Source organism: Lactococcus sp. LG606, from assembly GCF_017309645.1.
GTDB lineage: Bacteria > Bacillota > Bacilli > Lactobacillales > Streptococcaceae > Lactococcus > Lactococcus petauri.
The window spans coordinates 346,795-370,570 of the sequence record NZ_CP071301.1 but is presented as its reverse complement, the minus strand read 5'-3'; the positions used below and the strand labels follow the sequence as shown (position 1 = coordinate 370,570).

Here is a 23,776-nt window from a genome sequence, read left to right as displayed (position 1 = left end):
TATAAAAAAAAGATAAAAAAATACAGTTTTATATGTCTTTTGCCCCTTTTTTGCCCCCTAAATTAAAAAATCCCCACAGAGTGTAGGGATAAATTGAAATGATGATTTGTGTACTTAGAGTATAACAGAAAAATCCCTATTGTCATAGAGATCTACCTATTAAGAACAGAAACTTATTATAGCATAATCTTTATTTTTCACGGTTCGGAAAAAATGATCTAATCAAAACAGTTATTAAAATAATGACCAATATAATCCGGCTTACAGATTTATATTCTGTAAAATACTGAAGAAATATCGCTAATACAATAAACAAAGTCGCAAGTAATTTATAAATAAATTCAAATCTTTTCATATGGTTCTTGCTGGATTCGAACCAGCGCTAACTCCGTTATGAGCGGAGGACTTTAACCAGCTAAGTTAAAGAACCAAAGCTCCCCCAACCTGAAAAAGGAGCAACATCAAACTCAAACTGATAAAAAAGAATATATTGATATTACTTATAATTAAGTTTGACACTCTAATTATATCAAATACCTTTTAAACTTGTAAAACAATATATAAAAAAACGCCCAATATCTATACTATATCAAGGCGTTAATCTTTTACAACACCAGTATAACACCATCAATTTGCTTTGTAAAGTTATAAAAAGCTCTTTTAGACTGGACAGAAAAGTTAGCTATTTATAATTTATTGACGATAAAAATAAAGTTCATTCGGGAAATTTCCTGTATTTTGTCCCATTATTAATCTAGGTTGCGATGTATCTGACTGATCACCATCAGGATTTGAAACCCCTGCTTTATACATTACTATCATAGCACCACCAGCTATCCCAAGTGATCCATCTTCTTGTAATGGTTCAATATCTAATGTTGGTGTGGTTGTTGCATTTTTTAATTGTAGTATTTTATATTTATAATTATTTCCTTTAATAGTCTGACTTAATACACCATCATTAGTAATTTCAGCCACATCTCCATCTGCATTTTTCCAAGTTCCTGAAAGTGTAGAGAAATCCCCATTCAAGATAGCTGATGTATCTAAATCTTGAACATTTGCAGTTGTGTCATTTTGGTTTGACGACATTGTTGTTCCCGATTGTTCAGGTTCAGAGGCCATTTGCGTAGACGTTTCAGATTTTACACTCTCTGAATTAGATTGTTCTTCCACCGAAGTACTTTGTGTAGTCAAAGAATCACCTGTACTTGCTTCTGAACTTGTGTCCTGTTTTGTTTCACTGCTTGTCTGCGATGTTTTTGATTCCACTTTCTTGTCTTTATCCTGTTTATTTGAAGAACAAGCTACAAGAGATAAAGAAGCTAAAACTAAAACAGACAATAGGGTTATTTTTTTCATATTTAATCCTCCCTTATTACGAAAAAAACATCATATTTCAGTCGATGAGATGTTAAGTCTTAGAATAGTTAATATACTCACAAGGCAAATTCATTATACTCCTTTAGAGTTAGTATAGCAACAATTTATCAAATAAAAAAAACACCCATATCATGGGAGGATAATGGGTGATGTAAATGTTTGTATCTTTAGTCTATCAAAACATTTTATTAAAGCATAATCATCTGTGAACAAATTATAACATCTCTATATTACGGTAATCCCGAGAAAGAAAGATTCTCATATTTTCAGCGTTATATCCTATAGTAAGTTTATTATTTTCAAATATAATAGGGGTCTTAAGTAAATGAGTATGATAAGAGATAAATCTTACTCCATCTGTAAAATTCATCATTTCAATTTTTCTAAGTTCTTCTCGTGATTGAGTATTCACCCTACTTGGACGTTTAAGAATATCAGAAAATCCATTTTCTGTTAAAGATAACACATTCAGTAAATCTATTTCTGAAATTTGAGAAATTCTTTTCATCTCATATTCTATTTCATGCTTCTTGAGCCATGTTAATGCTTGTTTACAAGAATTGCTGCTGAGATCATAGTACAAAGTAATCATTTTATTTTATAGCCAAACTATCTGTTTAAATTAAAAGTACCTACTCTTGACAAATAGGTACTTTTATTAGTATAGCACTTGCAAATTTCTTTGTACAATCATCTATGAAAAAAGCACTCACTTTATTAGGAGGTAAGTGAGTGCAAGAGTAAATTTATGAAAAAGTCTTAATTAGACTTTAGGTATTAGATTATACATCGGGTCGCTTAAACAAAACAAAAGCCACGTTGGCAAGGCGTGACTCAGAAACTTACGAATATTAACGTATTTTTATTTTACCACCTATATTGTAACAAAAATACCCAGTCTTGGCTGGCTGGGTACAAAACTATTATATCAAAAATACCCCCGCGTATATAATGATAGAGTTTTCATATGGTCCTTGCTGTACTCGAACCAGCTAAGCTAAAGAACCAAAACTCCCCTGACCTGTCAAGAGAGCTATCGGACATGTTAAAAAACAAAGGTTTATGAGGATCTCAGTTCTGCCCGACAAAATGATTATATCAATACATTTGAATGTTGTAAATCAATAACGGCACAAAAAAATACCACACTGACAAGAAGTCGCTAGAGAGATAAAAGTAGTCTGTAATATTTTGCCTTATTTAATATAGCACAGATTATAGTGCCTGTTGTTGACTTATGGTAATAAAAAAGCACTTGTTTAAGGCAAATGCTCTATGTATTATTCTTCCATAAATTCAAAAACTTTTATTTTATTTTCGTCTTCCATCATCTTAACAATATTAGCAACTGGCAAAACATATGGAGGAAACTTATTAGTTTTTAAAATCATCTCACTAACTGCTGATCGTAAATAAGGATACAATATAGCAACCACATTTTGGGATGTCATTTTTTTAAAAAGTTCTACATCCTTTATACTGGTCCTATCAACTTCATATCCAAAATAGGCATTCATACTCAAATTAGCAACGAATGGGCATTCTTCCTTAATTTCTTCTCCTAGTTCACAAGAAAGATTCACCAAAATATCTTCTTTGCTAATGTTTACCACTGCATTGAAATCTAATGTAATGTCTAAATTTTCCGTTTTCGAATCAAAATTATCATTTTCTTTGTAAGAAAATTCATTTATATAATAGTCTTTAAACGATATAGTAGCCATTAAGCAGCCAGTGCCTCCGTATCAACAGTATTGTCATTTTTAAATTTATTTGATTTTACTACTTTAGTGTATTTTTGCGGAATAAAGTACTTTCTCCCATTATCATTTTCTTTATATGAAAGTTGGGTCATATCAAAATTTGAACTAAACTGATTAGAAAAATTTCGTGATTTTTTGTAGTAATCGCTTGGAAGTTTTAGTTCGGAATAGCTACAAAAATTTTTATCTTTGGTTACAACTCCGGGTTGATCAGAATCTAGTTCATATTCTAAACCAATAGAATCTAAAATATTGATTAATTCATTTCTACTAATTACCATAATATCTCCTCTCACACTGCGATTTGCTCAATACTGCTTATAGGTATCTTACCTACATCTCGGACACACAGTTGCTTAGCAAGCCCTTGAAAACCACTTGCTCCTTTTTTCCTGAGTAGTTTCAAAAGTTCTGCATATACCAGAATAGATGGTGTTTTTTGATAAAAAAGCTTCTAGTAATTTGCATTGCCATACATGCTCGTCAACATCTTTTAATTGTGCTTTATTTGCATTCAAAGAAGCTAGTATATCTTCTGCGTATTCATCCAACTTCTTTAAATCTTCTTCAGAATCAAGATTCAATAACTCGTCAAGTTCAAACTCTAGATTCACCTTAAGTACTAGTGGTGGCGTTTCTTTATCTGGCCTATTGCTTTTGGCCCACCACTTGGCTTTTGCTACATCATCAATAAAGAAGTATACACCCCCTCCTAACCAATGATTTTCTCTTGGTTTAAAGGTGAACGTACCACATTCAACTATATTTTGATAATTTTTTAAGCCTGTTCCATGATAACAATCATACTTTTTCAAAACAAACACCTAAAATCTTATTATTCTATCTATATACAAATTATGAGTAAATATCATCAACATTTATTACTCCTTAGCTTATATTATAACAAAATTCTTCAATTTTCAACACTAAGCTTCACTTTTCATCACTTTTTTCGTGTTTTTTGACGTTTTTTACGTACTTTTTATATTGGTTCTATAATACTTTTTACACAAAAAATAGTCCAAAACCTAACGTTCTCCTTATACTTTAAACCAAATTCTTGAATTATTCCATGTAGAAACAGCAAAAAAGCCCGGTCAAGTGACCGGACATTACTTCTTTTAATCTAAATACCACTTGATAGATTTAGGAAGTTTATACTTAAGAGATACAATAATAAAAATAGCAAGGTATAAGAATATAAAAAGAAAATAATAACTTATATTGATAGCTAATGGATTCGGGGTTAAGTACTTATGAACCAATCGACTTAATCCGAATATCAATAAAAAGTAAAAAACTAGTATGTACTTGTTTTGTTTGCCTTTCATCAAATATCTATCTATAACATATAGCATTAGCAAATAAATTGGAAGCATAAGATAATTGGAGAAATAAATTACATTTTTACCATCTATTTGTGGAATAACAGTAAGCATTGAGGTTATCGACATAGATACAGTGTGTATTAGAATTGTGACCAGTAATACCACATTAAACAAATAAATAAACATAGGCCAAGTTAGCATTTTCTTTTTCATTTCTTCTCCAATCAAAAACATTATACCAAAAAACACCCCTAACCGTTATGGCTAGGGGTATTTTTTAGATATGTGAAAGATATCGTGAGTCATATAATGAAGAAGGGGAAGATTATAAAAGAATTATTATTTTTCCTTTTTGTAATTTGTTAAACTTTGTATTTTTTCTAGATCTCTATCTCCAAAAATTAGATCATCATATTTAAAAAATGGTAAATCTACTTGTCCACCTTCTTTAATATTAAAGTTTTCTAAATCTAAATCATCCGCAAAAAATCCTGTTTTTTGTTCTGATCCACTTGCAGTGCTTAATAGTTCTTTTAAGCCTTGTCCACGAACATAATAAAAAGTATTGTATAAAATAACAAGCAACTCCTCAGAAGACAAAATCGCTCTTGTTATTCCCAAATACTCTTCCTTTTGCTTCACATCAAAAGAGGAGTTCATTATTTGTTTAACTAATCTATGAAAAACCCTGAAATAATTTCCTAAAATATTATGTTTTTTTGAATAAACACTATTGACAATTTGATTAATTTCCTCCTCATCTAGTTCATACGAATCAGAGGAAAAAGCTTCAATAATATTTAGTAAATCTACGGCTGGCTGAACAATCCCCCAATCTTCCTCATCTAAACTTATAGGCTTATATTTTTGTCTTTCTTCCAAAGTTGAAACTGCTTCTGAAAACAAAGTATAATCATTGTTAGTTAAAGACTCTATTATATTATCTAACTCTGTCTTCGTCTCATAGCTAGGATCAACAAAATCTATATACGTTATTCTTTGTGATAGTCCTTGAAGTGGTATTTCAAAATCTTTTTCAATATTTTTAAACGATTCTTGTTTCTCTTCATAAAGTCTTTTTTTAATGAGGTTGCTTTTTTCTTTTTTTATTTCATCCAAAGTCTCAGTAAAAACATCATAGTTAGTAGCTAACAAGTCATCTTTTTCATTTCTGAACATATCCAAAATCTTAAAATATGTACTTTCATCTTTATCATTTTTATACCTTAATGCATCATTCTTTATTTGTTCCTTTAAAACAAAATAAGCTCCAATTACTCCTATTATTGATCCTATTATGTTTCCCAAAAAATTTAATACGTCAGAACTTGAGGGATTAAATAGACTTAATAATAAAATATTTAATAATACAGCTAAAACAATAATTATAAAAGGTTTTTTCATTATTTTATTTTTTTTCATAAACACTCCTATTGAATTTATTATAGCAAAAAACACCCCTAACCATTATGGCTAGGGGTAATTTATGTTAATAATTTAGTGTTTGACCAGCATAAATCAAGTTAGGATTTTGAATTCCATTACTTGAAACAAGATGCTGCACAGTTGTGCCTAAGCGTTGTGCAATAACTGAGAGATTATCTCCGTATTGTACAATATAAGTTCCACCTGTTGCTACATTTGAGCCGCCTGAGTAGCTGATTGCTTGTCCTGCATAAATAAGGTTAGGATTACTCAAAGCGTTCTGACGTGCCAATTCTTGCCAGCTTGTGCCCCAACTGTAAGCAATGCTGCTCAATGTGTCGCCATATTGTACAATATGAGTTTTCTTGCTTGGGCTTGGTGTTGGAGTAGGTGCTGGAGTTGGAGTTGGTGTCGGTGTCGGTGCTGGATCAGGTACTTTTCCATCATATCCATTATCCGTGATACCTGTAAGGTCAATATTACCGTCTAATCCACCTGCAACATAAGTTGAGGTAAATTGGAAAATACCAATATCATCCATACTTGGGAAGTAATTCCAGTTTGGTGTTGGAGTTACTTCATAGTTTGCATATTCCGCAATCCAAAGTGAACCAGGAAACTCTTTAATAATGCGTTTATAGTCCACATTTGCAATTGTATAAGGTTTGTAGCTGTAATACATTGGTGTATATCCTGCTTCTTTCACACGTCGCATTCCGTAAAGAATAGCATCTGTGTTCGCCTGCTTACTTCCACTCGCCCCACTCTCATAATCAAGAGCAACAATAGAACCTTTTGGTGTTGCAATTTGTGGCAAATATCGATCAAGCACGCCTTTTGAAAGTTCAATGGAGCCACCCACTTGATACCAAATATAAGTATGCGCACGTTTCCCTTGTGCCAATGTATTTTGAACTTGACTGTTATAAGTCAACTGGTCCACGTAATACCCGTTATAGGTTCCTCCAATTTGAGCGATTGAGAACTTGTCATTGGCATAACCAAAGTTTCCTTGATAGCCGTTATATTTTGACCAGTCCACTCCTTGGTCACCTACTGCCGCAAAAGCTTGACTCGTTGCTCCAAAACTCGTCAGAGTTAGAATTACAATTGTCGCAGCTTTAATAATTTTTTTCATTTTCATCTCCTATTTTCTTTTCGTCAATGTTTTCGATCTTTACCCCTTTAGATTTTAAGTAGGCAAAGAGTTCTTGAAACAATGGATTAATTTGACAGATCAACTGAATCATTCGTGCAAAGAAAAACACTAGCGATCCATTGATCACTAATGCTATTTCGTTGTTATATTCTTTTACTCCAGAAAAGTTATAAAACTCAAATACTCCCCAGAATAGTGCAATTGTCACTAAATCAATGACAATCCTTTTTTTCAATGGTGGGTCCATTTTTTCTCCATCCTTAAGCCATGTTAGACCCAGAATGATTAAGATTAATGCTGAGATTCCCAGCAAGTTATATTCCAATTTTTTCTTTCTCCTTTTTATTTAGTTGTTCTCATTGGTATCACCATGCTGAAACTATATCTGTGATTTGATCCGATGGTAACCGAACTAGGTGAAGCATACAGATGTACTTCTCCTGTATTTAGTATTCCTCCAGAATACGCTGCCCCTCCGCCTTGAAAGTTACTCCACATAAATGCTTCTGTATGACTTAGATGCTCAACGATTTCAGAAGGGAGTTTCAAAAAAGTGTAGTAACTTGATCCCGTCTGATTTGTTGTTGGTCTAGCTCCTTGTACTGTTATGAATATCCAGCCACCTTTAATACAATATTCTGCCGCATTTGCAGCATATCCAGAAGCCATACTTAGATTAGTAAGTTCACGATCGGTGCTCAACGCTTGTCCACCTGAATCAAAAGTTGCTGTTCTGAGTGGTGTACCATCTGACGACAAAAGTTGTGCTTCTAGACTCCCTGTAAAAGTCTTTTTACCATCAATAGTTTCATCTCCTGCAAGGTGTACGACTTCAGAATTATTTGCAATCCTTTGCCAAGTTAAATTGAACCCAAGCGTAGTATTTCCAATACGATAATAAATCGCTCTTGTCGCATAATCATATAACGTTTGAAAAATCCCGCTCGATCCAACCATAGAGCGAACAGACAAACGAAAAGCACCAGTTACTCCTTCTGGTGCTCCTGTGACTACTGTTGGTGTTTTCTTTGAGAACTCTCCTTCTTTTTTGTAATCATCAAGATTTGCTCCTGCTGGAATATCTTGAGAAACAATCAAATCATTAAAAACTTTAAATTTCGTATCAGTTTCTGATTTAGTATAGAAATCCCCTGCTTCAAATTGTTTCAGGGCATCATCCACAGCTTTAATTGCAGCATTAGAGCTTGTTTCAATTTTGCTGACCGCATCTTTTGCACTATTTTCCACAGATGTTATTGCATTACTTGAGATATTATTAATTCGCTCTATTGCAGCATCTGCTGTGTCTTTAACATTTTGATTGTACTGTTCAATTTTGGTGTTAAGATCAGCTATCTTATTATGAATAGCAACAAACTCAACTTCAGTATCTGAAATATATTTGTCTGTAATTGCATGTAATTCTTCAACCAACTTGTTATATTCTGCGATATAACTCCTTGCTTCTTCTGCAGTAATATCTACAATTTGTAAGATGGTCATATTAATATCTGCGCTAGTAATTCGCTTGTCATCTTTTTCAAAAGCAAAATACGCTCTTTCTGCATTACCCGCAGCGCCAGTAATTTCTTTGGGAATGGTATATGAAAATTCCCCTTCTTTAGCTGTTGTTATTTTTGCATTTACGGCATCAATAGATATAGTTTTAGCACTCGTTGTCAGTTCAAATTTGATTTTCCAACCTGTTAAATCAAAAGCATCACCATAGGCCAAAGCCGTAACATGAAGTTCATGCTGCCCGCCATCATTTACTCGAGTCGTTATTCCTTGCGAAATCGATGTCTTTTGGTAGAGGTCTAATTTCAATCTTTCTTGCATAATTCTGCTACTATCCTTTCTAGTTTTTCTAGTTTCTCCCCTTGACTTTCTACTACCTCAATGAGCTGTTTATTTGTCAAACTGTTCAACATGATTTGCTTACTAGTATCAATTGAAAGGTAATGATCATCTCCTGCGACATCTTCTGGATAAGTTAACAGAAAAGGACTTTCTTGGGCAATTAGTCCGAGTTCTCTCTTTTTCGAAGGTTGTAGTCGTATATCTCTAAATTGAAATTTTTGTTTTCGGTCAAACTCATAAAACTTTAATTTCTTCGTTTCCTTAATTCCATCAATTTTAGTAGGATCAATATTTTCTTTCAATCTCATATCTGACTGATTAACAATAGAGTACCCATGCATATTCAAATTAGAATAAAAATCTATAGGAACATTATTATAAACAGTAAATGCACTGCTTACCCCTGTATTGTAAAGATAAGCATTATTAATTCTTCCTGCCCCTCCAACATAAGAACCTCCCATATTCAATGTCCCTATATGAGCGCCTGCCGAAGAAACTGCAAACTGCCTAGTATAAGTTGTAGCGGATGAAGAAGCCATAACAGCATATGAGCCAATATTTCCTGCTTCCACATTTACCGCTATTTCTTCTTTTCCCGTGTTTGCATCGGTCCCACGTCCTAAATACCCAAGTTGTGTTGTGGTATTCTTTTTGTTTATACGTATTCCACTGGAATCAACTTGAACCACATTTCTAGCACTGGTATCTTTGAATGACAATGTACTAGGAGTCAAAGAACTCCTAAGAGTGCTACTAATATAGTTATTTAGTGCCCCATAGCTCATAACCATCCTATTACTTCCACTTTCTGAAGTAATAGTTGATCCTTTAATATTTACACCTTCAATCTCAATAGCTCGCAAGATACCCGTTGTTATATTAGCGGCATTAAGATTGATAACATTAATTTTTGCAGCATCTATTCTTCCTTTGACAAGTCGGTCCGCATCAGCCATAGCAGTATCAACAATCTTGTTCCATGTAATACCATCAAATTCCCACATTTCTATGTCCTGCTCGCCTTTAGCATTAATACCTACATACTTATAAAAGAGATCACCTTTCATAGCTTTAGTAGGAAACTCTTTACCAAAATAGACTTTGTTTATTCCATTAGCTGCACCTACAACTTTTCCGTTTACGTATTCATAGATATTATTGTTGTTTTCATGGATAATATTTTGAACTTCCTTATAAGCGGAGCGATTAACCTCATCTCCAAATGTATATTCATTCTTGAATGACTCTAGTGGAAATCTTTTCATTCTAAATATACGAGTTCTTAGGTCATATACCCGCTCATAATTTACGACCGTTACAATATCTCCCAGAGATAAAGGAATATCCGTGGGAGCAACCACCTTAAATTCAGCTTTTGGCACACCATTAAGCTTTAAAGTTTCATAAGCTAACTGAATTAGTTCACTCGGTTCTTCACATGAATCATAAATAACAACCCCTGTCCGAGGTTTCCCAGTATGCAAAGGGTTAAGAGCAGTCAATTCGGGGTCTTCTAACCATTCTTGACCTTTTGGCTTATCAAGCGGGCGACCACTTGATTTTTTCCATTCAACATCTTTAATAGTGATACGACGAGTAAAATTCCCCGTATTCTCCCCTTCTTCATCTTGAAGTTCTTCCCCTTTTCCACGTGGATAGACACGAGTGATCAAGTCCGCATTATCTTCTGCTTTTGTCACAGAAAGTAGATTACTTCCGTACTCAAATCGCTTCTGAGTCTCTCTTCCAATCTCCTTAAAGAAATTGATATACCGGCGTGAAATTTTATTATTACTTATCGCACAAACAAATTGAACTTCACACCCTAACTCTTCAATAACAGCTTGAAGACAATCCCATCTGCTTTGATAATAAAATGATTCGTTTGTTTTAGCGGAGAAATCAATATTCCCTCTCTCCCAAGATGAACCTTTTAAAATTTGATTTGTGACTACACTTGAAAAATCTGCATCATTATTTCTAAATTCAATAACGACACCATCTCTTTGAAGGTCCTTAATCGCAAAGTCTACTCCTGCAAATTCATCTTCAAATTCATTTTCTTTTCTCTGATTGATTTCATAGATTCTATAGAGTTCTTCGTTTTCTACTCTGATACCAATGTATCGTATATCTTCTGAAATGATATTAGGCTCAGTTGCTAAGTAGAATTTGTTTCCTATACCAGTGACTTCGAGTTCTTCATAAACTTCTGTTATATCATCCTCATTGACTGGGGCAACGACATTCATGTATTTATCAAATGTGTAAATCATAAGTCATAAACCTCCACATCTACAATAATTTGTTTTGTTGTTACAAGGGACATGGTGATTTTATCGCCATCTTTTATTCTGATATTTCCGAAGTCTGACATGATATTCAAGTAAGAAGTGATTTCTTGATTTCCCAAATAAATTGATAGTTTCTCAAAATCAATTTTTAAAACTTTTGCTGTTAGAGCTGGTAGACCAGTAAAATTCATGGTATAGTCACCTATTCCGATTTTCAAGGTCGTTGATGTGGATGTAAAAGCCGGAAACTCAATATTTCTAACTCTCAAAGGAAAGTTACTGTCCAAATTAATTTTTCCATTTTGTAGTACTGCCTGTTTTGAATTAGTGTGATACTTATAAGGTAGGGGACAAATAATTTCAAAACTTCCAGTAGCCTTGACATAATTTGTATCAAAATCATTAATTGCTGCGAGATTACCTTCATAGTATAACTCCGGCTCATCGTTAAAAAATATTCGTAACGGTTCTTCTTTATATAAGTGCCTCTTCAACTTTTTGATCGCATCATAGTATTCAGTTGTGTCTTTTGCATTGATATGGCATTTAACAATAAGCCTCCGCTCTTTTAGCTTTCTGTTTCTAACCTTGATGCCATGCTTTTGAGCAATTGAGTAGCTATCCATGTCAACAAATAAGCTCTCTCGTCCATAAACAGAAAGTGTTTGAAAACTATTGATTTCTTTATCTAAAAAGAAGCCATCAATATTAATAGCTTCTTTTGGTAATCCTATCGTTCCTTTACTAACTGTATCTGTAAAGTTGTACATTTATCCCCTTTCTACTTAAAAGCTACTCTCAAGCCTCATATTTGTGTTTTGCATTTCAGTAATACCTTCAACAATCGCTCTAAAATCTTTATTCAACATTTGTAATGTAAGATCTAGATTAAGAGTTAAGCCACGGCCATCAATCGAATCGCTAGCAAATGAAGAAGGACTAACCATACTTGCTTGGGCAAGACTTTCACTTGCTCTACCCACCAATTTTGTACTGTCTTCCATACCTATAGCAAGTCCTTCTCCTACAAAGTTACCTATAGCTTGCATCACTCGTGATGGTGAGTGAATATCTAGTGCTTTGCGCATCGTATTAGCAACATCATTTGCGATACTGTTTGCAGTATTTATAACACTGCCACGTGCTGATACAAGACCATTATTAAGTCCTATCATGGCATTATAACCAATGTTCTCGAATTGATTTGGTAAACTATCCAAACTATTTACAAGAGCAGTTGCTAGACTAGTTATTGAACTTTCTGCTTTATTTTGGTTATTTTGAATACCTTGAACAAGACCAGCGATTGTAAATCCACCATTTTCAATCATTACTCGAGAAGGAGAATGGATACCTAAAGCGTGTTTATAACTTTCGTCCAATTTATTTGCAGAGTTTTTAGCTGCTTCTTCGACTTCATTTACATTTACACCAAGCCCTTTTGCAATTCCTGCATTTACATCTTTACCGAGTTGCTGTAATTCACTCCCTTCAAATTGGCCTTTCAGTGATTGCATGGACTTCTTACCAGTCTTCTCGAACTCCGCTACAATAGGCTCACTTCCTTCTCCAGCAAGTTTGGCCATACCATGAGTTGTTTCTGCCATCCCGCTTGTCATTGCATTATTAAACGCATCAATTTTAGCTTTTCCTTCAGGAGTCAAGTTACCAAGTTCATCAGAAGTTTCTTTGACTAATCTCTCCGCTTGAGTAGCCCCAGCAGGACCCATCTTTTCAAGCTGAGCAATTATCCCCTCATCTACTCCCCGTTCTGACAAGATTTTTACATTCTCAGACCACTTACTCATAGCTTCCTCATTATTTTTGAGGTTCTCAATCATCTTATCCAAACTGATGGTTTGTTTTTGCTCCACTTGCTCAAAAACATTAGTAGTCTTTTCTAAAAGAGAATCATACTGACTTTGCATAATGTCAAACGAAGTTTTTTGAGCATCGCTCAATTCTTGATAATCAACCTTCCCTTGGTTGACCATTTCAGTTCGCTTCAACTTCTGCTCTTCTAATCTCGCTTTTTCAGCTTCATCGATTACTCTCTTAGTCTCGGATAATTGTTTATCTATTTCAGCACTGTTTTTCTTTGACTCACTATAAGCTTCTTCTGCATTTTTAGCATTCTTTCTATTTTCAATATCCTCCCAAAAATAGTTGGAGGTAGCTTCTCGTGAGCTGTTCATAGCATCTTCTGCTTCTTTTTCAGCTTTTGTTGCTTCTACTTTTTGCTTTTGCAATTCTAGTAGTTCTTCTTGGGCGCTTACTCCAGCTTGCATTTTTGCCTGTAAGTCTATCCTTTTTTGGGCTAATTCATTGCTTAAATTCAGACTATTACTTTCTTCATCATAAGCTAAATTAAGATTTTCTACTTGACCATTTAATTCTTCTATTTTTTGAGATAGTAAATCTTTCTGATCGGCAGTTTTATTTTCCTCGGCAGAAAGCTTATAAATCTCATCTTTCAGTTTGGTTGTATTTTCAGTTTGTTTTTTTAGCTTAATTGCATAATCATCATGAGCTTTAGATGATTGTTCAAGCGAGTCTTTAACCTCTTTCTGCTTTTCAACCATAGCTTTTGTTTCTGCAGTATTGCTTTTATAGTGCTTAGTAAGTATAACTGCTGCAGCAGATACAGCCGCAAGTCCTATACCTACTGGTCCGAGTGCTGCATATAAACCTTTTGAAGCTGCACTTGCAGCAGTTGTCGCTTTAGCACTTAACATTTGTGCGGCTGTATTTAATTTAATTTTCCCTGTCAATGCACCATATAGAATTGTTGAAACCTTAATTGGACCATTTGTGGCTGCTTGGGCTGCTCCAAATGCTACTGTTGATTGAGCTCCCATTTTTGTTGCCAATGAATATGCAGCAAATGCTGTTTTGGAAGTCATAACTGAAGCATTCAGAGCATTAATCATTGGTGTGATGGTTTGAGAAATCTTGAAATATGCTAAAGCAACTCCTGCTGCTACAAGTGCTGGTGTTAAGGTATCAACAACAGGAATAAGATTGCGTGTAACTTTCATAAATCCGACTATGTAAGGTGTTGAGCTATCAATAGACTTATTAATAAAAGTAAACGAATCATTGATTTTCACTTTCAAAACATCAAAAATACCTGCAATACCATCTGCGTTAATTCCTGTGTTTCTCACCAAATTATCAAGAGTTTTAATAATATTGGCGACACCTTTTGAAACTGCATTTGACATATTAGAGAATGATGTAGCTATCCCCTGTGTATTAGTCTTCGCTAATTCCCCAAGTTCATCGCTCATTCCAACTAATGCGCCATTAAAACTATCAATACTAATTTCACCACTTTGCAGTGCCTTATATAAATCAGTAGTACTAGCTTCAGCACCTAGCATTTCTTTAGCAACCTTGTCAAGACCGATTCCCATTGTATCTTGCAAGCTCATCCAAGTATCCATGTCAACTTTACCCGAACGGAGCATTTTTAGATATGCCTCAGTCCCTCGAGCAGCTTTGTCACCACTTGAACCACTTGCTAGCAAGGCATTGTTTAATGCGATTGTACTCTCAGATGCCTTATCCGCATTTCGAAACACCAAGAACATTTGTTGGGAAGTTGCTGCTACATCATCAAGCTTAGTCGGCAAACCATCGATACCATCTGATAGAATTTGAATACCTCTATCAGAATCTTCTGCACTCGCTCCTAAAGATTCCAATACTTTTGGATATTGGTTCAAGGTATCAAATCGAGAAACTGCAGCACCTACTGAACCAGTAACTGCGTTCATTCCCACTTCTAATAACTTAAATACACCAACACCTTTGGCAATATCCATGATACTGGTATTAGATTTTTGTACCCCATTATCTAGATCGTCGGAAGCCCCAGCAGCATCTTTCATTGTGCTAGAGAAGTTCTTGTCTACGGCGGAAAGGACAGCCTGTATACTATATGATTCAGCCATTTTACTCCTTTCATTATGTCTTAGCTAACATTTTGTAGATGTCTATTTCATTTTCTGATACGTCCAAAGCTTCGCTTGATATTCCTGTTTCAATCAGCTTTCTGTCAAAGAAATCTTCAAAAGTCTTGAATTCTGGAACAACTTCGCCACCAACTTCCTTGGTATTTTTCACTAATTGATTTTTAAAGGCAAGTAAGTGTAAATTTTCTAATTCATCAATACGTCGAAGATTAACCCCCTCCATAATCAAGCTATATTGGACAATGGTCATGCGATCAATCACAGAAAAATCTGTAATATTCGCATACCTCACCAGTCGAACAACCACATCTTCGTATGTGATCACTTCAGATTGAGTTGTTCCTTCCACTGCTTTACTTTCTTTTTTGACACATTGGCTTCCGAAAGCTCAACCATAACTGTTGCGAATAGTTCATCAATATTTTCATGAGTTTCTACAAAGTTATCAATTTGGTGTCCGCTTGGGCGTCCTTTTTTAATATGCGCTGTTCCGTGGTAAATCACTTCGGCAAGTTTACCAACATTTTCTGTAAGAAGCTCTGGGATAACGGTATCTAAACCAGCTCCAAATATAAGGCCAGTGCCCTCAACCTTATATTTCATGTCCAGTTCACGATTAAATGCAATACCAAAAACAATCTCAATATCTTTATCATTAATTTTTAGTTCCATGATTTTTTCTCCTTAAAAAATAAAGAGCAGTTCTTTCCGCTCTTTAAATATCTTTTATTTTTTTGCAGTTTTTGTGCTTGCCATATCAGCTTCAGTTTCTGTAATATATTTTCCTGTGTCACGGAAAGCATATTGTATGACTTGTGATTGTTCCTCAGTGACTGTGGCCATCCCCTTAGCACCTGTACCATTGATTGCTAAACCAATAGAAAGTTCTGTTAAATCTTCTGCACCAAATGTCGAACTCGTAGATTTAATGTACCCTTGGTAGTAAGTCGCAGGATATTTCTTTGTCTCTGCTGCCTTTTCAAGGACTTCTACATCTTCATTTTCTGTTTTCGTAATTTCCCAAATTTCATACAGTGAGCCATCAATTACAGCTTTTTCAAGATCTTCTTGTAAAGTGTCACCTTGAGCAAGAATTGATTTTGCACTCATTTCTACCGTTGCGACTCCAGGCACATTGACATTACCATCTTTAGTAACTGTATTACTTGAATCAGCTTCAATATTTCGATCATGTTCTGTTTGAAAAGCCAAGCGTTTAGCTTCTGTGTTTTCTGCTTCCGCTAATTTGCGGAACAATAGGAATACGTTAATACCTTTAATTGCTGTTGCCATGTTTTCTCCTTTATTTCATATAAATTGGCACGACTAAAACGCCATGTAACAGGACGTCTTTTGTAGTTGTATCTGTGATTGTTCTGTCATCAATATCCCCTTCTCTAACAGAAAAATTCTGTATCAAGGTAGTAATAACTTCTGATTTTATTGTTGAAAAATCTTTTCTTTTTTTGGCTAATCCCCATACATCAACACTCAATAGAACAGTTCCAATACTCCCGCTCTTTGTCGGAAGTCTGTCAATTTGAGCATTTGATACTTCAACAAATGGATAGCCTACATCGTTCATTTGCTTATAGGGGTAAATTTTATATCCTAGCTCTTGGAGTAGTCCATAAGCTTTATCATAAATATCTTGTTCATTCATTTTACTATCCGATCCAAGTCCTTTTTGAACTGCTTAGATTGCTTCTTAAATGCTGGACCAAGATAGGGCTGTGCGGCAGCAAGCCGAGTGCCGAATTCTACATACCCTGCATAGTCAGTGTTTGGTTCAACAACCCCTGTCATTCCTCCGTCTTCGATATGCATATTAATTGAGCGTTCAAGTGTACTCGTATCAACGGGTACTTCATATTGTGCCTCACGAGTCAGCTCCGCTGTATTCATCCGGATTACACTTTTTAAATCACTCAAGGAAGTATTTTCACGAAGCTTCTTGTTAAGTAGCTTAGTTCCTGTAATAGTAAAAGCTCTTGCCATATTATGACACCTCTTCTAAGATATATGTCGCTTTGTTTCTCAACATTCGCTTCATAGAAACTTTATACTTAACATCTCCACAATGAGCATGGGTAGGAGTAAAAGATAGACCTCTAAGCAGTCGAGCAACTTTAGAGCCTTGTCGCACCTCCCCAAAAGCTACAAGCATTACTTTTTCAGAAGCATCAGTTAAATTCGCTTTTACCTTTTCTGAGTGCAGCTCTTTAGGAACTGATTCTCCTAAATTAGGATCATACTCTTCTTTTTCTTCAGTAAATCTTAAGACTTTGTCATACCTCATTGCATGGACCACACTCCATTCCTTTTAGCCTCACTGTTCTCTTCATTCCAGTTTGCTATATCTTCTTCAAACTCATCAAAAATAGAAGAGAGAGTCAAGCTCTCACCTTCTTGTGAGCGTGAGGAATATCCTTCATCTCCGAGCTGATTGTATCGCTTCACGCACACCTCTAAAAGAATGTAGGACAATTCGCTTGGTACACTCGTTTGTTCCTTTATGAGCTTACCCACAAGGCGCTGAGTCATGGTAGAAATAATCGTATCAATCTTGTCTTTTTCAAGTTCTAAGTCAGCCTCTGTTAAAGTTACTAATTGAGTTTTAATATCAGCCATATCTTGCTCCTACTTTGCTGTAGTAACAACGACTTCACATTCAAAAGTCAAGCCATTTGATGTTGTTCCGATAATAGTTGTGTTCCCTTCTGCTAGAGCTTCAACTTTACCTTGTTTAGGTGTCACTTTTGCAATAGATTCATCACTTGATGTGAAAGTAACAGTTTTGTCTTCTGCATCTTCTGGAATGACTGTTGCAATGAGTGTTTCTGTATCCCCAACTTTTAAATCTAACGTTGTTTTATTCAACGTCACATCAGTTGGGGCTAGGCTTTTGGGGATGTCACTACTGCAAAGGCTTCATCTTTAACAGTCATGAATCCAAGTTCAAATGTTGCTTTAATTGCAGCCATATCACGTTCTGCCAAGTTAATTGGATTTTCATTTTCATCAACTACAGTTGTAAGAGTTGCTTCAGTTAGAATTTCATATTCGATTCCCTTTAAAATACCGTAATATGCATAGTTCCAGTCAGCAACTAATTCGAGAGGAGCAGTTTCGCCTGTTCCAAAGGAACCTTTAGGTGTATAAGCAATAGGTAAACCAAGGATGTCGTCTACACCACTAGAGTTAGCAGTGTTGAAGATTGGAAGTTTATTTTCATCTTTTGTTGCACGATATTTACGACGTTGCGAGCGAGTGGATGCAATACCATTTGGCTCTAAGTCATTATCTTCAATTGATGCAATTGCATCGTTGAAATCATCATATTTATTTGCTGTTTCTGTGATTACATTTCCTGCATCCGTAGCTGCCTTTAGCACACTAAATTTATATGGGTTTTCAATACCACCAAATACAGCTTGGTCAAATTTCTTATAGAAAGCTTCTGCAATTTCTGCCTTCATTAATTCAAAGAAGTTTGTCACTGAATAGTTCAGATTTTCTTTAGTTGTTGGGATGATTACAGCCATTTTTTTAGAAGCGAGTTCAGCCTTTACAAAAGTTGGTTTACTTGTTTCAATACGCTCACCTTCACCAACCCAGTAAGCACCAACACCAGTCATGAATGTAAATTCTTCAATTGGTTTAGTCATAGGTACAGCCTTAGCTAGGCGCATAGCTGCAGAGCCATTCTTCACTGATGTGATAATATCAGCAGATTGATTTTTAGGAATTGATCCTGTTTTTGCGGACTGCATTGTCACATTATCTGGATTAAAAGCAGGTCCTTCATTTGCAAAGTGTTGTAAGTTTAAATCAAGTAATTGTTTTTTCATTTTATATTCTCCTATTTAATAATTCTGTGCTCATTGAGTGTTTTTTGAGCTTCATCAATAGTTGAAACACCTGTTTTATTACCAGGCATTTTTTTAGGTGTTGTTCCTGTGTTGCGTTCTACTTCCCAAAGTTTGTGAGTTTCTTTCATGTATTCCACAAAAGTTTTTACTGCATTTTTAGTTTGATCAGCATCTTCTGACACCAAGAACTTGAGGACATCATCAGTTGAGCGAACCTGTTCTTCTTTAAGCATTTCACTAGCAACTTTAGACATTTTTTGTAAATTTTCCTTGCGTTCGTATTCAGCAATACGATCTTCAAGTTTTTTACGTTCATGCTCTTCTTTTTCGTCTTTGTTCATTTTGGCTAGTTTTTCTGCTTCTTGCTTTTCAGCTTCAGCTTCTTTTTGCCAGCGTGAACGTTTAGACTTCACAATAGAGTCAACATCATTATCGTCTTTAAGCCCAAATTTCTCTTTGACTGCTGCCAATTGCTCTTCAGTCAGACTTTCAGCATTGAATTCTGATGGAGTATCTTGGCCAGCTTCTGCTCCACCTTCGCCACCTTCTTGACAATCAGCGAACAATTGCAAATTTAAAGGCAATAATTGTTTGTTTTTCATTTTTGATTCTCCTTCCATATCTTTTAACGTGGATAAATGCTTGCACTTCCGAAGCTTTTAAAGTCATCACGCTTGGACGTAAAGAAAACCCGTTATTTTCGACGAGTTTTTACAGATTATTATTTTTCAAATACTCTTCAAATTCTTTCCGGTCAAAATAAGGCGTTGTGCTGCACCTACAATTAGGATGTATTGGTGCTGTATTCACTCCAACTTCAAAATCACTTAATTTGATTGGATCAGTAGAAACCCCTTTACACACAGGACAAGCATCTAACTCTCTGATAAAAACAAATGTGTTTATACCAGAGTCCTCATAAGACTTCCTTTGCACCTCTGTCTGCACTCTGGCAAGCTCTGTGCGAGCTAATCTTTGAGCTTGGTTAACAGTTACATCAAAGACCTTTTTCAACTCCTGAGCTATCTTTGAGGGATATTTTCCTTGTATCATTGCTCGGAAAAGTAGCTTCTCTAATTCCGTCTGCAAATCTTTTTGTACCAAGCCCCAAATACGGTCACTGAATGTTGCGTTTTTATACGAGCCATTAACCACAGACTCCGCACTTCTTTTGATTTGTTTGAAGTTAGAACCTAATATTCCAGCTTGCCTTTTGATTTCAGATAATGCTTCATCAGATAAGTATCGCTTCATCAGCCTTTCAAGCGAATCACTCGAAGCAAGTGTTTCAAGCATAATTTCACGTTTCAAAAGCTCTAATCGATTTACTTTCATTTTAAGATTGTAAAGTCGCAGCTCCTCATTTGCTTTTTTAGAGAAATCTTTATTTTTTACATAGCCCTTCGCTTTATTAGAGAATTTTTCCACATCCAAGTCTGAAACTCTTCGTCTAGCCTCAGACATAGTGATGCCTTCTTTATCCGAGTAACGAGTTAGAAAATCATTTATTTCTTTTTCAATATCTCGCATCGTTCTGGAGTAAAGCACACGAATCTCTTTTTCAAGTTGTGCTTGGGATTTTTTCCTTGAAGTAATATTTTTTTGTTCTCGTTTGATCCAGTAATCAGTCTGCTTCGTCATCGGCATCTTCCTCTTGTTCTGGGATATCTCTCAATGAATCGAATTTATCTTTATAATCCTTCTCTTCTGTTTCTATACGCTTAATTTCGTTTCCGACATCATCAATACGACTAAAGACACCGAGCTGAGTTTCTTTTGAAACAATTCCATCGATATTTTGCATGATTTGAGATTCTTCCAAGAGATTGCGGGGGATATTTCTATCAAATGTGTATTCAATATTTGCATACTCACTTGCTTGGTTTTGAGGTACATTTTCTGTGATAATAAAGAAAAGACGATACCTTTCTTGAAGGCTCGCCCTTAGCTTTCTTTGCATGTTTAAAGCAAGATTACTCATTGCTTGAAGCTTATATGCTAGTGATGTGCCGCTAGAATTACCAAAGCTTTCATCCGATATATTTGCGACCATTGAAGTTTGATATAACCACTGCTCTAGTCTATTAATCAGATTTTCTTGCGTACTATCCGCATTAGGTTTATCAAGGAACTTCACATCTACTTTATTTGTGCTACTTGGATCACCTTTGTAAGTGATCACCCTATTTTCTCGAATGTTTTTCAATTCCTCATCAGTAAACGAAGCATCTCCACCTATAAACGCAAGATAAGCCTCTGCAAAGTAATCTACATCATTGGCTTTTTCTGAAATTGCTTTATTGAGTTGATCTATGATAGGAATTACCGGTTCAAATATTCCCATACGTTCTGTGTTATGAACATACTCAATCATTGGTACTGCTTCAAAAGGGTGCGTTTGAGGATTAAGTAAACTCCCATCTTTAAATTCATAGAACTTGTTTCGAGTGTAGATAGCTCCAACTAATTCATCCTTATCATTTACTCCATAACGAATTCCATAAAGAGGTTTTGGTTCAATAGATTCATCCCAAACAATAAACGCTTCGGTTGGTTTTAAAGCTGTAGTCCTAGTCTTGGCATCTTCATTTTGATAGAGTAATTCGATTGAACTCCCATAGATACAGGCCCACTTGCCCAATTCAAAGTTTTTATCTTCGATATTGTTTAAATTGTTAAACTCGACCAATTTTTTATTAATTTCATCTACGAGATGTTTGACTTTTACTGGCTTTCCTATAAAATAACCCATGAATGTATCAACAATATATTTTGCAAATGGCACAGCTACTCGATTGTCTGGTTTCCACGAATCCTTTTTCTTAAGCTCATGAATTGCCATTTCTCCATAATACATTGCTTCAAGTTTTTCATATCTTCCAAGCTGGATTTTATGTTTATCTATTAGTTTCTTTATATTTTCAATAGTGACTTCTATTTCGTCACTGTAAATAACCTGTGGCCTTGTGAGTGTATAATCATTTCCCAACTAGAACCCTCCTTTTATTGTTCCTATTTTTGCTTTCCTTATCATATCCATACTAAAAGCATATCTAGTGGCGTCAATAGCATGGTTATTTTTATCTTCTAGTCTTGGTTTGGGGTTTCCGTCCTTATCAACTTGATAATCAATGTTCTCAAACTCCCAAGCAATCTTTGGTGTCCGTTTTGGATCAATACATATAAAGTCTAAATCGTCTAACCATTGTTCACCATACTCTACTGAATCTGGACCCTTCCTTACACCTTTAATATGTGGAATATTATGTTCAGACCTTAGCTCAGCAATACTTTTTGGTTCAGCCGAGTCAGCGAATATCTCATCAGACTGGAAATTCTTTTGCTTTAACCAGTTTGCGAAACTTCTATTGCTTATTTTCTGACCATATAATTCATCAATCGCATAAATTCCATTTTTCTTTTTGTCATAATGCCACCTAACAAAAGCTAAAGGGTCAGTTGCATATCCAAAGTCAACTGCATTACGGATATTATCAAAGTTATCGACCATATCATCTGTTATAGATTCTGGTACGACTTGTAAATTATCAAATGGTACAATTCCAGAACCAATTGCTTTCCCTAAATATTCCCAATCGTAGCGCCTTTGGTTTCTAGCCCTTGTTGCTTCAGCTTCTTCTACAAACTCCTTAGAAATAAAGGGATTATCATGATAGGTAGAGTGATGAACAAAAGTATTTTTAGGCTGAAAAGATGTTTCGTATTTCTTATTCACCCATGATTGTTTACGTTTTGGAGGGTTATATGAATAGAAAAACTTATAAAAAAGACCATCATATAATTCTCCACGTAATAGAGAGTTAGTGATAGTCGTCACTTCATCTTCACTTTTGAACTCTGCTAGTTCCTCGATCCATCCGATTGTAAAAGGGAACTTGCTATCTTTTAACGATTTAATGCGCTCAGGATTTTGTGCTCCTCGAAATATCATATAGTTCCCACGAGGAATATAAGTTATTCTTAATGGGGACTTATTAAACTTAAATAAATGTGTGACTCCTTGTTCTTCAATGGCCCACTTCATTTGTTCGTATATTGACTGCTCAAGTGTGTTATCAACATAGCGAATTCCAACAGCATTAAAAGCATATCTCATTAACAATTGAGTAATAATATGTGCGATGTCAGACGACTTCCCTGAACCACGCCCTCCTTTTTCCACAATATTTAAGATATTACTATTTAAAGCTGCTCTCCAAGTAGGTGCAAAAGCTTTTGGAATAAAATCAGATAGTTTAGCCATCAGCATCACTCAAATCATCAACGAATACCGGTGTCTCAGTTACTTCAACTTGCTGTTTATCTGTAAAAAGGGCATGGCGTTTACCTAAAAGCTCCGCAGCCTTTAGTCGTTCTTTTTCATCTGGAGGCTTTTCTATAAGTTTAGTTTCACTTATTCCATCACCAACAAATTCTGTTTGAACAACAGTAGATATAGACTTTCCACGCATTACTGAAGAGAGGTATTCTATGACTTCTTGAGCATCTGCAGACCTTTCATTATGCATTTTTTCAAGCTGTTCATCAATATATTTTCGAACCTTAGCATTTCTTAGCAATTTGCTAGCATTAACTGCAGCAACTGAATCTTTTTTAACATTAGGATATGCAACTTTATAGGCTCTGGTACCATTCAAATCTTTTAAGTATTCATCAGCAAATATCTGTTGCTTTTCTGTCATATAATCTCT

The 23,776-nt window shown here is 35.1% G+C and carries 26 protein-coding genes and 1 tRNA gene; all 27 read right to left on the bottom strand.

Annotation, left to right across the window (positions count from 1 at the left end; genetic code table 11):
• Positions 1 to 356 precede the first annotated feature (356 nt).
• Positions 357 to 430, bottom strand: a tRNA-Ile gene (locus J0J35_RS01960).
• A gap of 263 nt (positions 431 to 693) precedes the next feature.
• The gene (locus J0J35_RS01955) at positions 694 to 1,362 is read right to left on the bottom strand and encodes a DUF6287 domain-containing protein (RefSeq protein WP_206917436.1); all 669 of its coding nucleotides are present in this window, start codon (positions 1,360 to 1,362) and stop codon (positions 694 to 696) included.
• A gap of 235 nt (positions 1,363 to 1,597) precedes the next feature.
• A complete protein-coding gene (locus tag J0J35_RS01950) occupies positions 1,598 to 1,975 on the bottom strand; it encodes an ArsC/Spx/MgsR family protein (RefSeq protein ID WP_206917435.1) in 378 nt (125 codons plus the stop codon).
• Positions 1,976 to 2,663: 688 nt separating this feature from the next.
• Positions 2,664 to 3,107 (bottom strand): protein-export chaperone SecB, encoded by a 444-nt coding sequence (locus tag J0J35_RS01945; protein ID WP_206917434.1) that lies wholly within the window; start codon positions 3,105 to 3,107, stop codon positions 2,664 to 2,666.
• Positions 3,107 to 3,427, bottom strand: coding sequence for a hypothetical protein (locus J0J35_RS01940; RefSeq protein WP_206917428.1), 321 nt, complete (start codon positions 3,425 to 3,427; stop codon positions 3,107 to 3,109). Before J0J35_RS01940 ends, J0J35_RS01945 begins: the two co-directional genes overlap by 1 nt.
• Positions 3,428 to 3,502: 75 nt before the next feature.
• Positions 3,503 to 3,961, bottom strand: coding sequence for a hypothetical protein (locus J0J35_RS01935; RefSeq protein ID WP_206917427.1), 459 nt, complete (start codon positions 3,959 to 3,961; stop codon positions 3,503 to 3,505).
• A gap of 852 nt (positions 3,962 to 4,813) precedes the next feature.
• Positions 4,814 to 5,896 (bottom strand): putative phage abortive infection protein, encoded by a 1,083-nt coding sequence (locus tag J0J35_RS01930; RefSeq protein WP_206917426.1) that lies wholly within the window; start codon positions 5,894 to 5,896, stop codon positions 4,814 to 4,816.
• 67 nt (positions 5,897 to 5,963) lie between these two features.
• Complete coding sequence (locus tag J0J35_RS01925) at positions 5,964 to 7,037, bottom strand: LysM peptidoglycan-binding domain-containing protein (RefSeq protein WP_206917425.1); 1,074 nt, start codon at positions 7,035 to 7,037, stop codon at positions 5,964 to 5,966.
• The gene (locus J0J35_RS01920) at positions 7,021 to 7,383 is read right to left on the bottom strand and encodes a hypothetical protein (protein ID WP_019299702.1); all 363 of its coding nucleotides are present in this window, start codon (positions 7,381 to 7,383) and stop codon (positions 7,021 to 7,023) included. Before J0J35_RS01920 ends, J0J35_RS01925 begins: the two co-directional genes overlap by 17 nt.
• Positions 7,384 to 7,400: 17 nt before the next feature.
• Positions 7,401 to 8,897: a BppU family phage baseplate upper protein gene (locus J0J35_RS01915; RefSeq protein ID WP_206917414.1), complete on the bottom strand. Its 1,497-nt coding sequence runs from the start codon at positions 8,895 to 8,897 to the stop codon at positions 7,401 to 7,403.
• Positions 8,882 to 11,197, bottom strand: coding sequence for a phage tail spike protein (locus J0J35_RS11540; RefSeq protein ID WP_242534032.1), 2,316 nt, complete (start codon positions 11,195 to 11,197; stop codon positions 8,882 to 8,884). The genes J0J35_RS01915 and J0J35_RS11540 overlap by 16 nt, the downstream gene beginning before the upstream one ends.
• Positions 11,194 to 11,985, bottom strand: a complete 792-nt coding sequence (locus J0J35_RS01905) for a distal tail protein Dit (RefSeq protein ID WP_206917408.1) — start codon at positions 11,983 to 11,985, stop codon at positions 11,194 to 11,196. The genes J0J35_RS11540 and J0J35_RS01905 overlap by 4 nt, the downstream gene beginning before the upstream one ends.
• Positions 11,986 to 12,000: 15 nt before the next feature.
• Complete coding sequence (locus J0J35_RS01900) at positions 12,001 to 15,171, bottom strand: tape measure protein (RefSeq protein WP_206917406.1); 3,171 nt, start codon at positions 15,169 to 15,171, stop codon at positions 12,001 to 12,003.
• 13 nt (positions 15,172 to 15,184) lie between these two features.
• The gene (locus J0J35_RS01895) at positions 15,185 to 15,541 is read right to left on the bottom strand and encodes a hypothetical protein (protein WP_206917404.1); all 357 of its coding nucleotides are present in this window, start codon (positions 15,539 to 15,541) and stop codon (positions 15,185 to 15,187) included.
• Positions 15,514 to 15,864, bottom strand: a complete 351-nt coding sequence (locus tag J0J35_RS01890; RefSeq protein WP_206917403.1) for a tail assembly chaperone — start codon at positions 15,862 to 15,864, stop codon at positions 15,514 to 15,516. The genes J0J35_RS01895 and J0J35_RS01890 overlap by 28 nt, the downstream gene beginning before the upstream one ends.
• A 54-nt stretch (positions 15,865 to 15,918) precedes the next feature.
• Positions 15,919 to 16,485 (bottom strand): phage major tail protein, TP901-1 family, encoded by a 567-nt coding sequence (locus J0J35_RS01885; protein ID WP_206917391.1) that lies wholly within the window; start codon positions 16,483 to 16,485, stop codon positions 15,919 to 15,921.
• Between the two features lie 10 nt (positions 16,486 to 16,495).
• Entirely contained in the window at positions 16,496 to 16,855 is a 360-nt protein-coding gene (locus J0J35_RS01880) for a hypothetical protein (protein ID WP_206917390.1), read from the bottom strand.
• Positions 16,852 to 17,190: an HK97-gp10 family putative phage morphogenesis protein gene (locus J0J35_RS01875; protein WP_206917389.1), complete on the bottom strand. Its 339-nt coding sequence runs from the start codon at positions 17,188 to 17,190 to the stop codon at positions 16,852 to 16,854. The genes J0J35_RS01880 and J0J35_RS01875 overlap by 4 nt, the downstream gene beginning before the upstream one ends.
• 1 nt (position 17,191) lies before the next feature.
• Positions 17,192 to 17,491, bottom strand: coding sequence for a hypothetical protein (locus J0J35_RS01870; RefSeq protein WP_206917388.1), 300 nt, complete (start codon positions 17,489 to 17,491; stop codon positions 17,192 to 17,194).
• Complete coding sequence (locus J0J35_RS01865) at positions 17,488 to 17,823, bottom strand: phage head-tail connector protein (RefSeq protein WP_206917387.1); 336 nt, start codon at positions 17,821 to 17,823, stop codon at positions 17,488 to 17,490. Before J0J35_RS01865 ends, J0J35_RS01870 begins: the two co-directional genes overlap by 4 nt.
• Positions 17,824 to 17,832: 9 nt before the next feature.
• A complete protein-coding gene (locus J0J35_RS01860; RefSeq protein WP_242534031.1) occupies positions 17,833 to 18,078 on the bottom strand; it encodes an Ig-like domain-containing protein in 246 nt (81 codons plus the stop codon).
• A gap of 11 nt (positions 18,079 to 18,089) precedes the next feature.
• Positions 18,090 to 19,043 (bottom strand): phage major capsid protein, encoded by a 954-nt coding sequence (locus J0J35_RS01855; protein ID WP_206917381.1) that lies wholly within the window; start codon positions 19,041 to 19,043, stop codon positions 18,090 to 18,092.
• Between the two features lie 11 nt (positions 19,044 to 19,054).
• Complete coding sequence (locus J0J35_RS01850; protein ID WP_206917379.1) at positions 19,055 to 19,666, bottom strand: DUF4355 domain-containing protein; 612 nt, start codon at positions 19,664 to 19,666, stop codon at positions 19,055 to 19,057.
• 109 nt (positions 19,667 to 19,775) lie between these two features.
• A complete protein-coding gene (locus J0J35_RS01845; protein WP_206917376.1) occupies positions 19,776 to 20,705 on the bottom strand; it encodes a minor capsid protein in 930 nt (309 codons plus the stop codon).
• Positions 20,689 to 22,053, bottom strand: a complete 1,365-nt coding sequence (locus J0J35_RS01840) for a phage portal protein (protein WP_206917375.1) — start codon at positions 22,051 to 22,053, stop codon at positions 20,689 to 20,691. Before J0J35_RS01840 ends, J0J35_RS01845 begins: the two co-directional genes overlap by 17 nt.
• On the bottom strand, positions 22,054 to 23,328 hold the full coding sequence (locus J0J35_RS01835; RefSeq protein ID WP_370569317.1) for a PBSX family phage terminase large subunit: 1,275 nt from the start codon (positions 23,326 to 23,328) through the stop codon (positions 22,054 to 22,056). It abuts the gene before it with no gap.
• Positions 23,321 to 23,767, bottom strand: coding sequence for a terminase small subunit (locus J0J35_RS01830; protein ID WP_206917367.1), 447 nt, complete (start codon positions 23,765 to 23,767; stop codon positions 23,321 to 23,323). The genes J0J35_RS01835 and J0J35_RS01830 overlap by 8 nt, the downstream gene beginning before the upstream one ends.
• Positions 23,768 to 23,776 lie beyond the last annotated feature (9 nt).

Bases quoted from the DNA above. Each gene is read 5' to 3' on its own strand.
- J0J35_RS01955 (WP_206917436.1), bottom strand. From the start codon at position 1,362: ATGAAAAAAATAACCCTATTGTCTGTTTTAGTTTTAGCTTCTTTATCT.
- J0J35_RS01950 (WP_206917435.1), bottom strand. From the start codon at position 1,975: ATGATTACTTTGTACTATGATCTCAGCAGCAATTCTTGTAAACAAGCA.
- J0J35_RS01945 (WP_206917434.1), bottom strand. From the start codon at position 3,107: ATGGCTACTATATCGTTTAAAGACTATTATATAAATGAATTTTCTTAC.
- J0J35_RS01940 (WP_206917428.1), bottom strand. From the start codon at position 3,427: ATGGTAATTAGTAGAAATGAATTAATCAATATTTTAGATTCTATTGGT.
- J0J35_RS01930 (WP_206917426.1), bottom strand. From the start codon at position 5,896: ATGAAAAAAAATAAAATAATGAAAAAACCTTTTATAATTATTGTTTTA.
- J0J35_RS01925 (WP_206917425.1), bottom strand. From the start codon at position 7,037: ATGAAAAAAATTATTAAAGCTGCGACAATTGTAATTCTAACTCTGACG.
- J0J35_RS01915 (WP_206917414.1), bottom strand. From the start codon at position 8,897: ATGCAAGAAAGATTGAAATTAGACCTCTACCAAAAGACATCGATTTCG.
- J0J35_RS11540 (WP_242534032.1), bottom strand. From the start codon at position 11,197: ATGATTTACACATTTGATAAATACATGAATGTCGTTGCCCCAGTCAAT.
- J0J35_RS01905 (WP_206917408.1), bottom strand. From the start codon at position 11,985: ATGTACAACTTTACAGATACAGTTAGTAAAGGAACGATAGGATTACCA.
- J0J35_RS01900 (WP_206917406.1), bottom strand. From the start codon at position 15,171: ATGGCTGAATCATATAGTATACAGGCTGTCCTTTCCGCCGTAGACAAG.
- J0J35_RS01890 (WP_206917403.1), bottom strand. From the start codon at position 15,864: ATGGAACTAAAAATTAATGATAAAGATATTGAGATTGTTTTTGGTATT.
- J0J35_RS01885 (WP_206917391.1), bottom strand. From the start codon at position 16,485: ATGGCAACAGCAATTAAAGGTATTAACGTATTCCTATTGTTCCGCAAA.
- J0J35_RS01880 (WP_206917390.1), bottom strand. From the start codon at position 16,855: ATGAATGAACAAGATATTTATGATAAAGCTTATGGACTACTCCAAGAG.
- J0J35_RS01875 (WP_206917389.1), bottom strand. From the start codon at position 17,190: ATGGCAAGAGCTTTTACTATTACAGGAACTAAGCTACTTAACAAGAAG.
- J0J35_RS01870 (WP_206917388.1), bottom strand. From the start codon at position 17,491: ATGAGGTATGACAAAGTCTTAAGATTTACTGAAGAAAAAGAAGAGTAT.
- J0J35_RS01865 (WP_206917387.1), bottom strand. From the start codon at position 17,823: ATGGCTGATATTAAAACTCAATTAGTAACTTTAACAGAGGCTGACTTA.
- J0J35_RS01855 (WP_206917381.1), bottom strand. From the start codon at position 19,043: ATGAAAAAACAATTACTTGATTTAAACTTACAACACTTTGCAAATGAA.
- J0J35_RS01850 (WP_206917379.1), bottom strand. From the start codon at position 19,666: ATGAAAAACAAACAATTATTGCCTTTAAATTTGCAATTGTTCGCTGAT.
- J0J35_RS01845 (WP_206917376.1), bottom strand. From the start codon at position 20,705: ATGACGAAGCAGACTGATTACTGGATCAAACGAGAACAAAAAAATATT.
- J0J35_RS01835 (WP_370569317.1), bottom strand. From the start codon at position 23,328: ATGGCTAAACTATCTGATTTTATTCCAAAAGCTTTTGCACCTACTTGG.
- J0J35_RS01830 (WP_206917367.1), bottom strand. From the start codon at position 23,767: ATGACAGAAAAGCAACAGATATTTGCTGATGAATACTTAAAAGATTTG.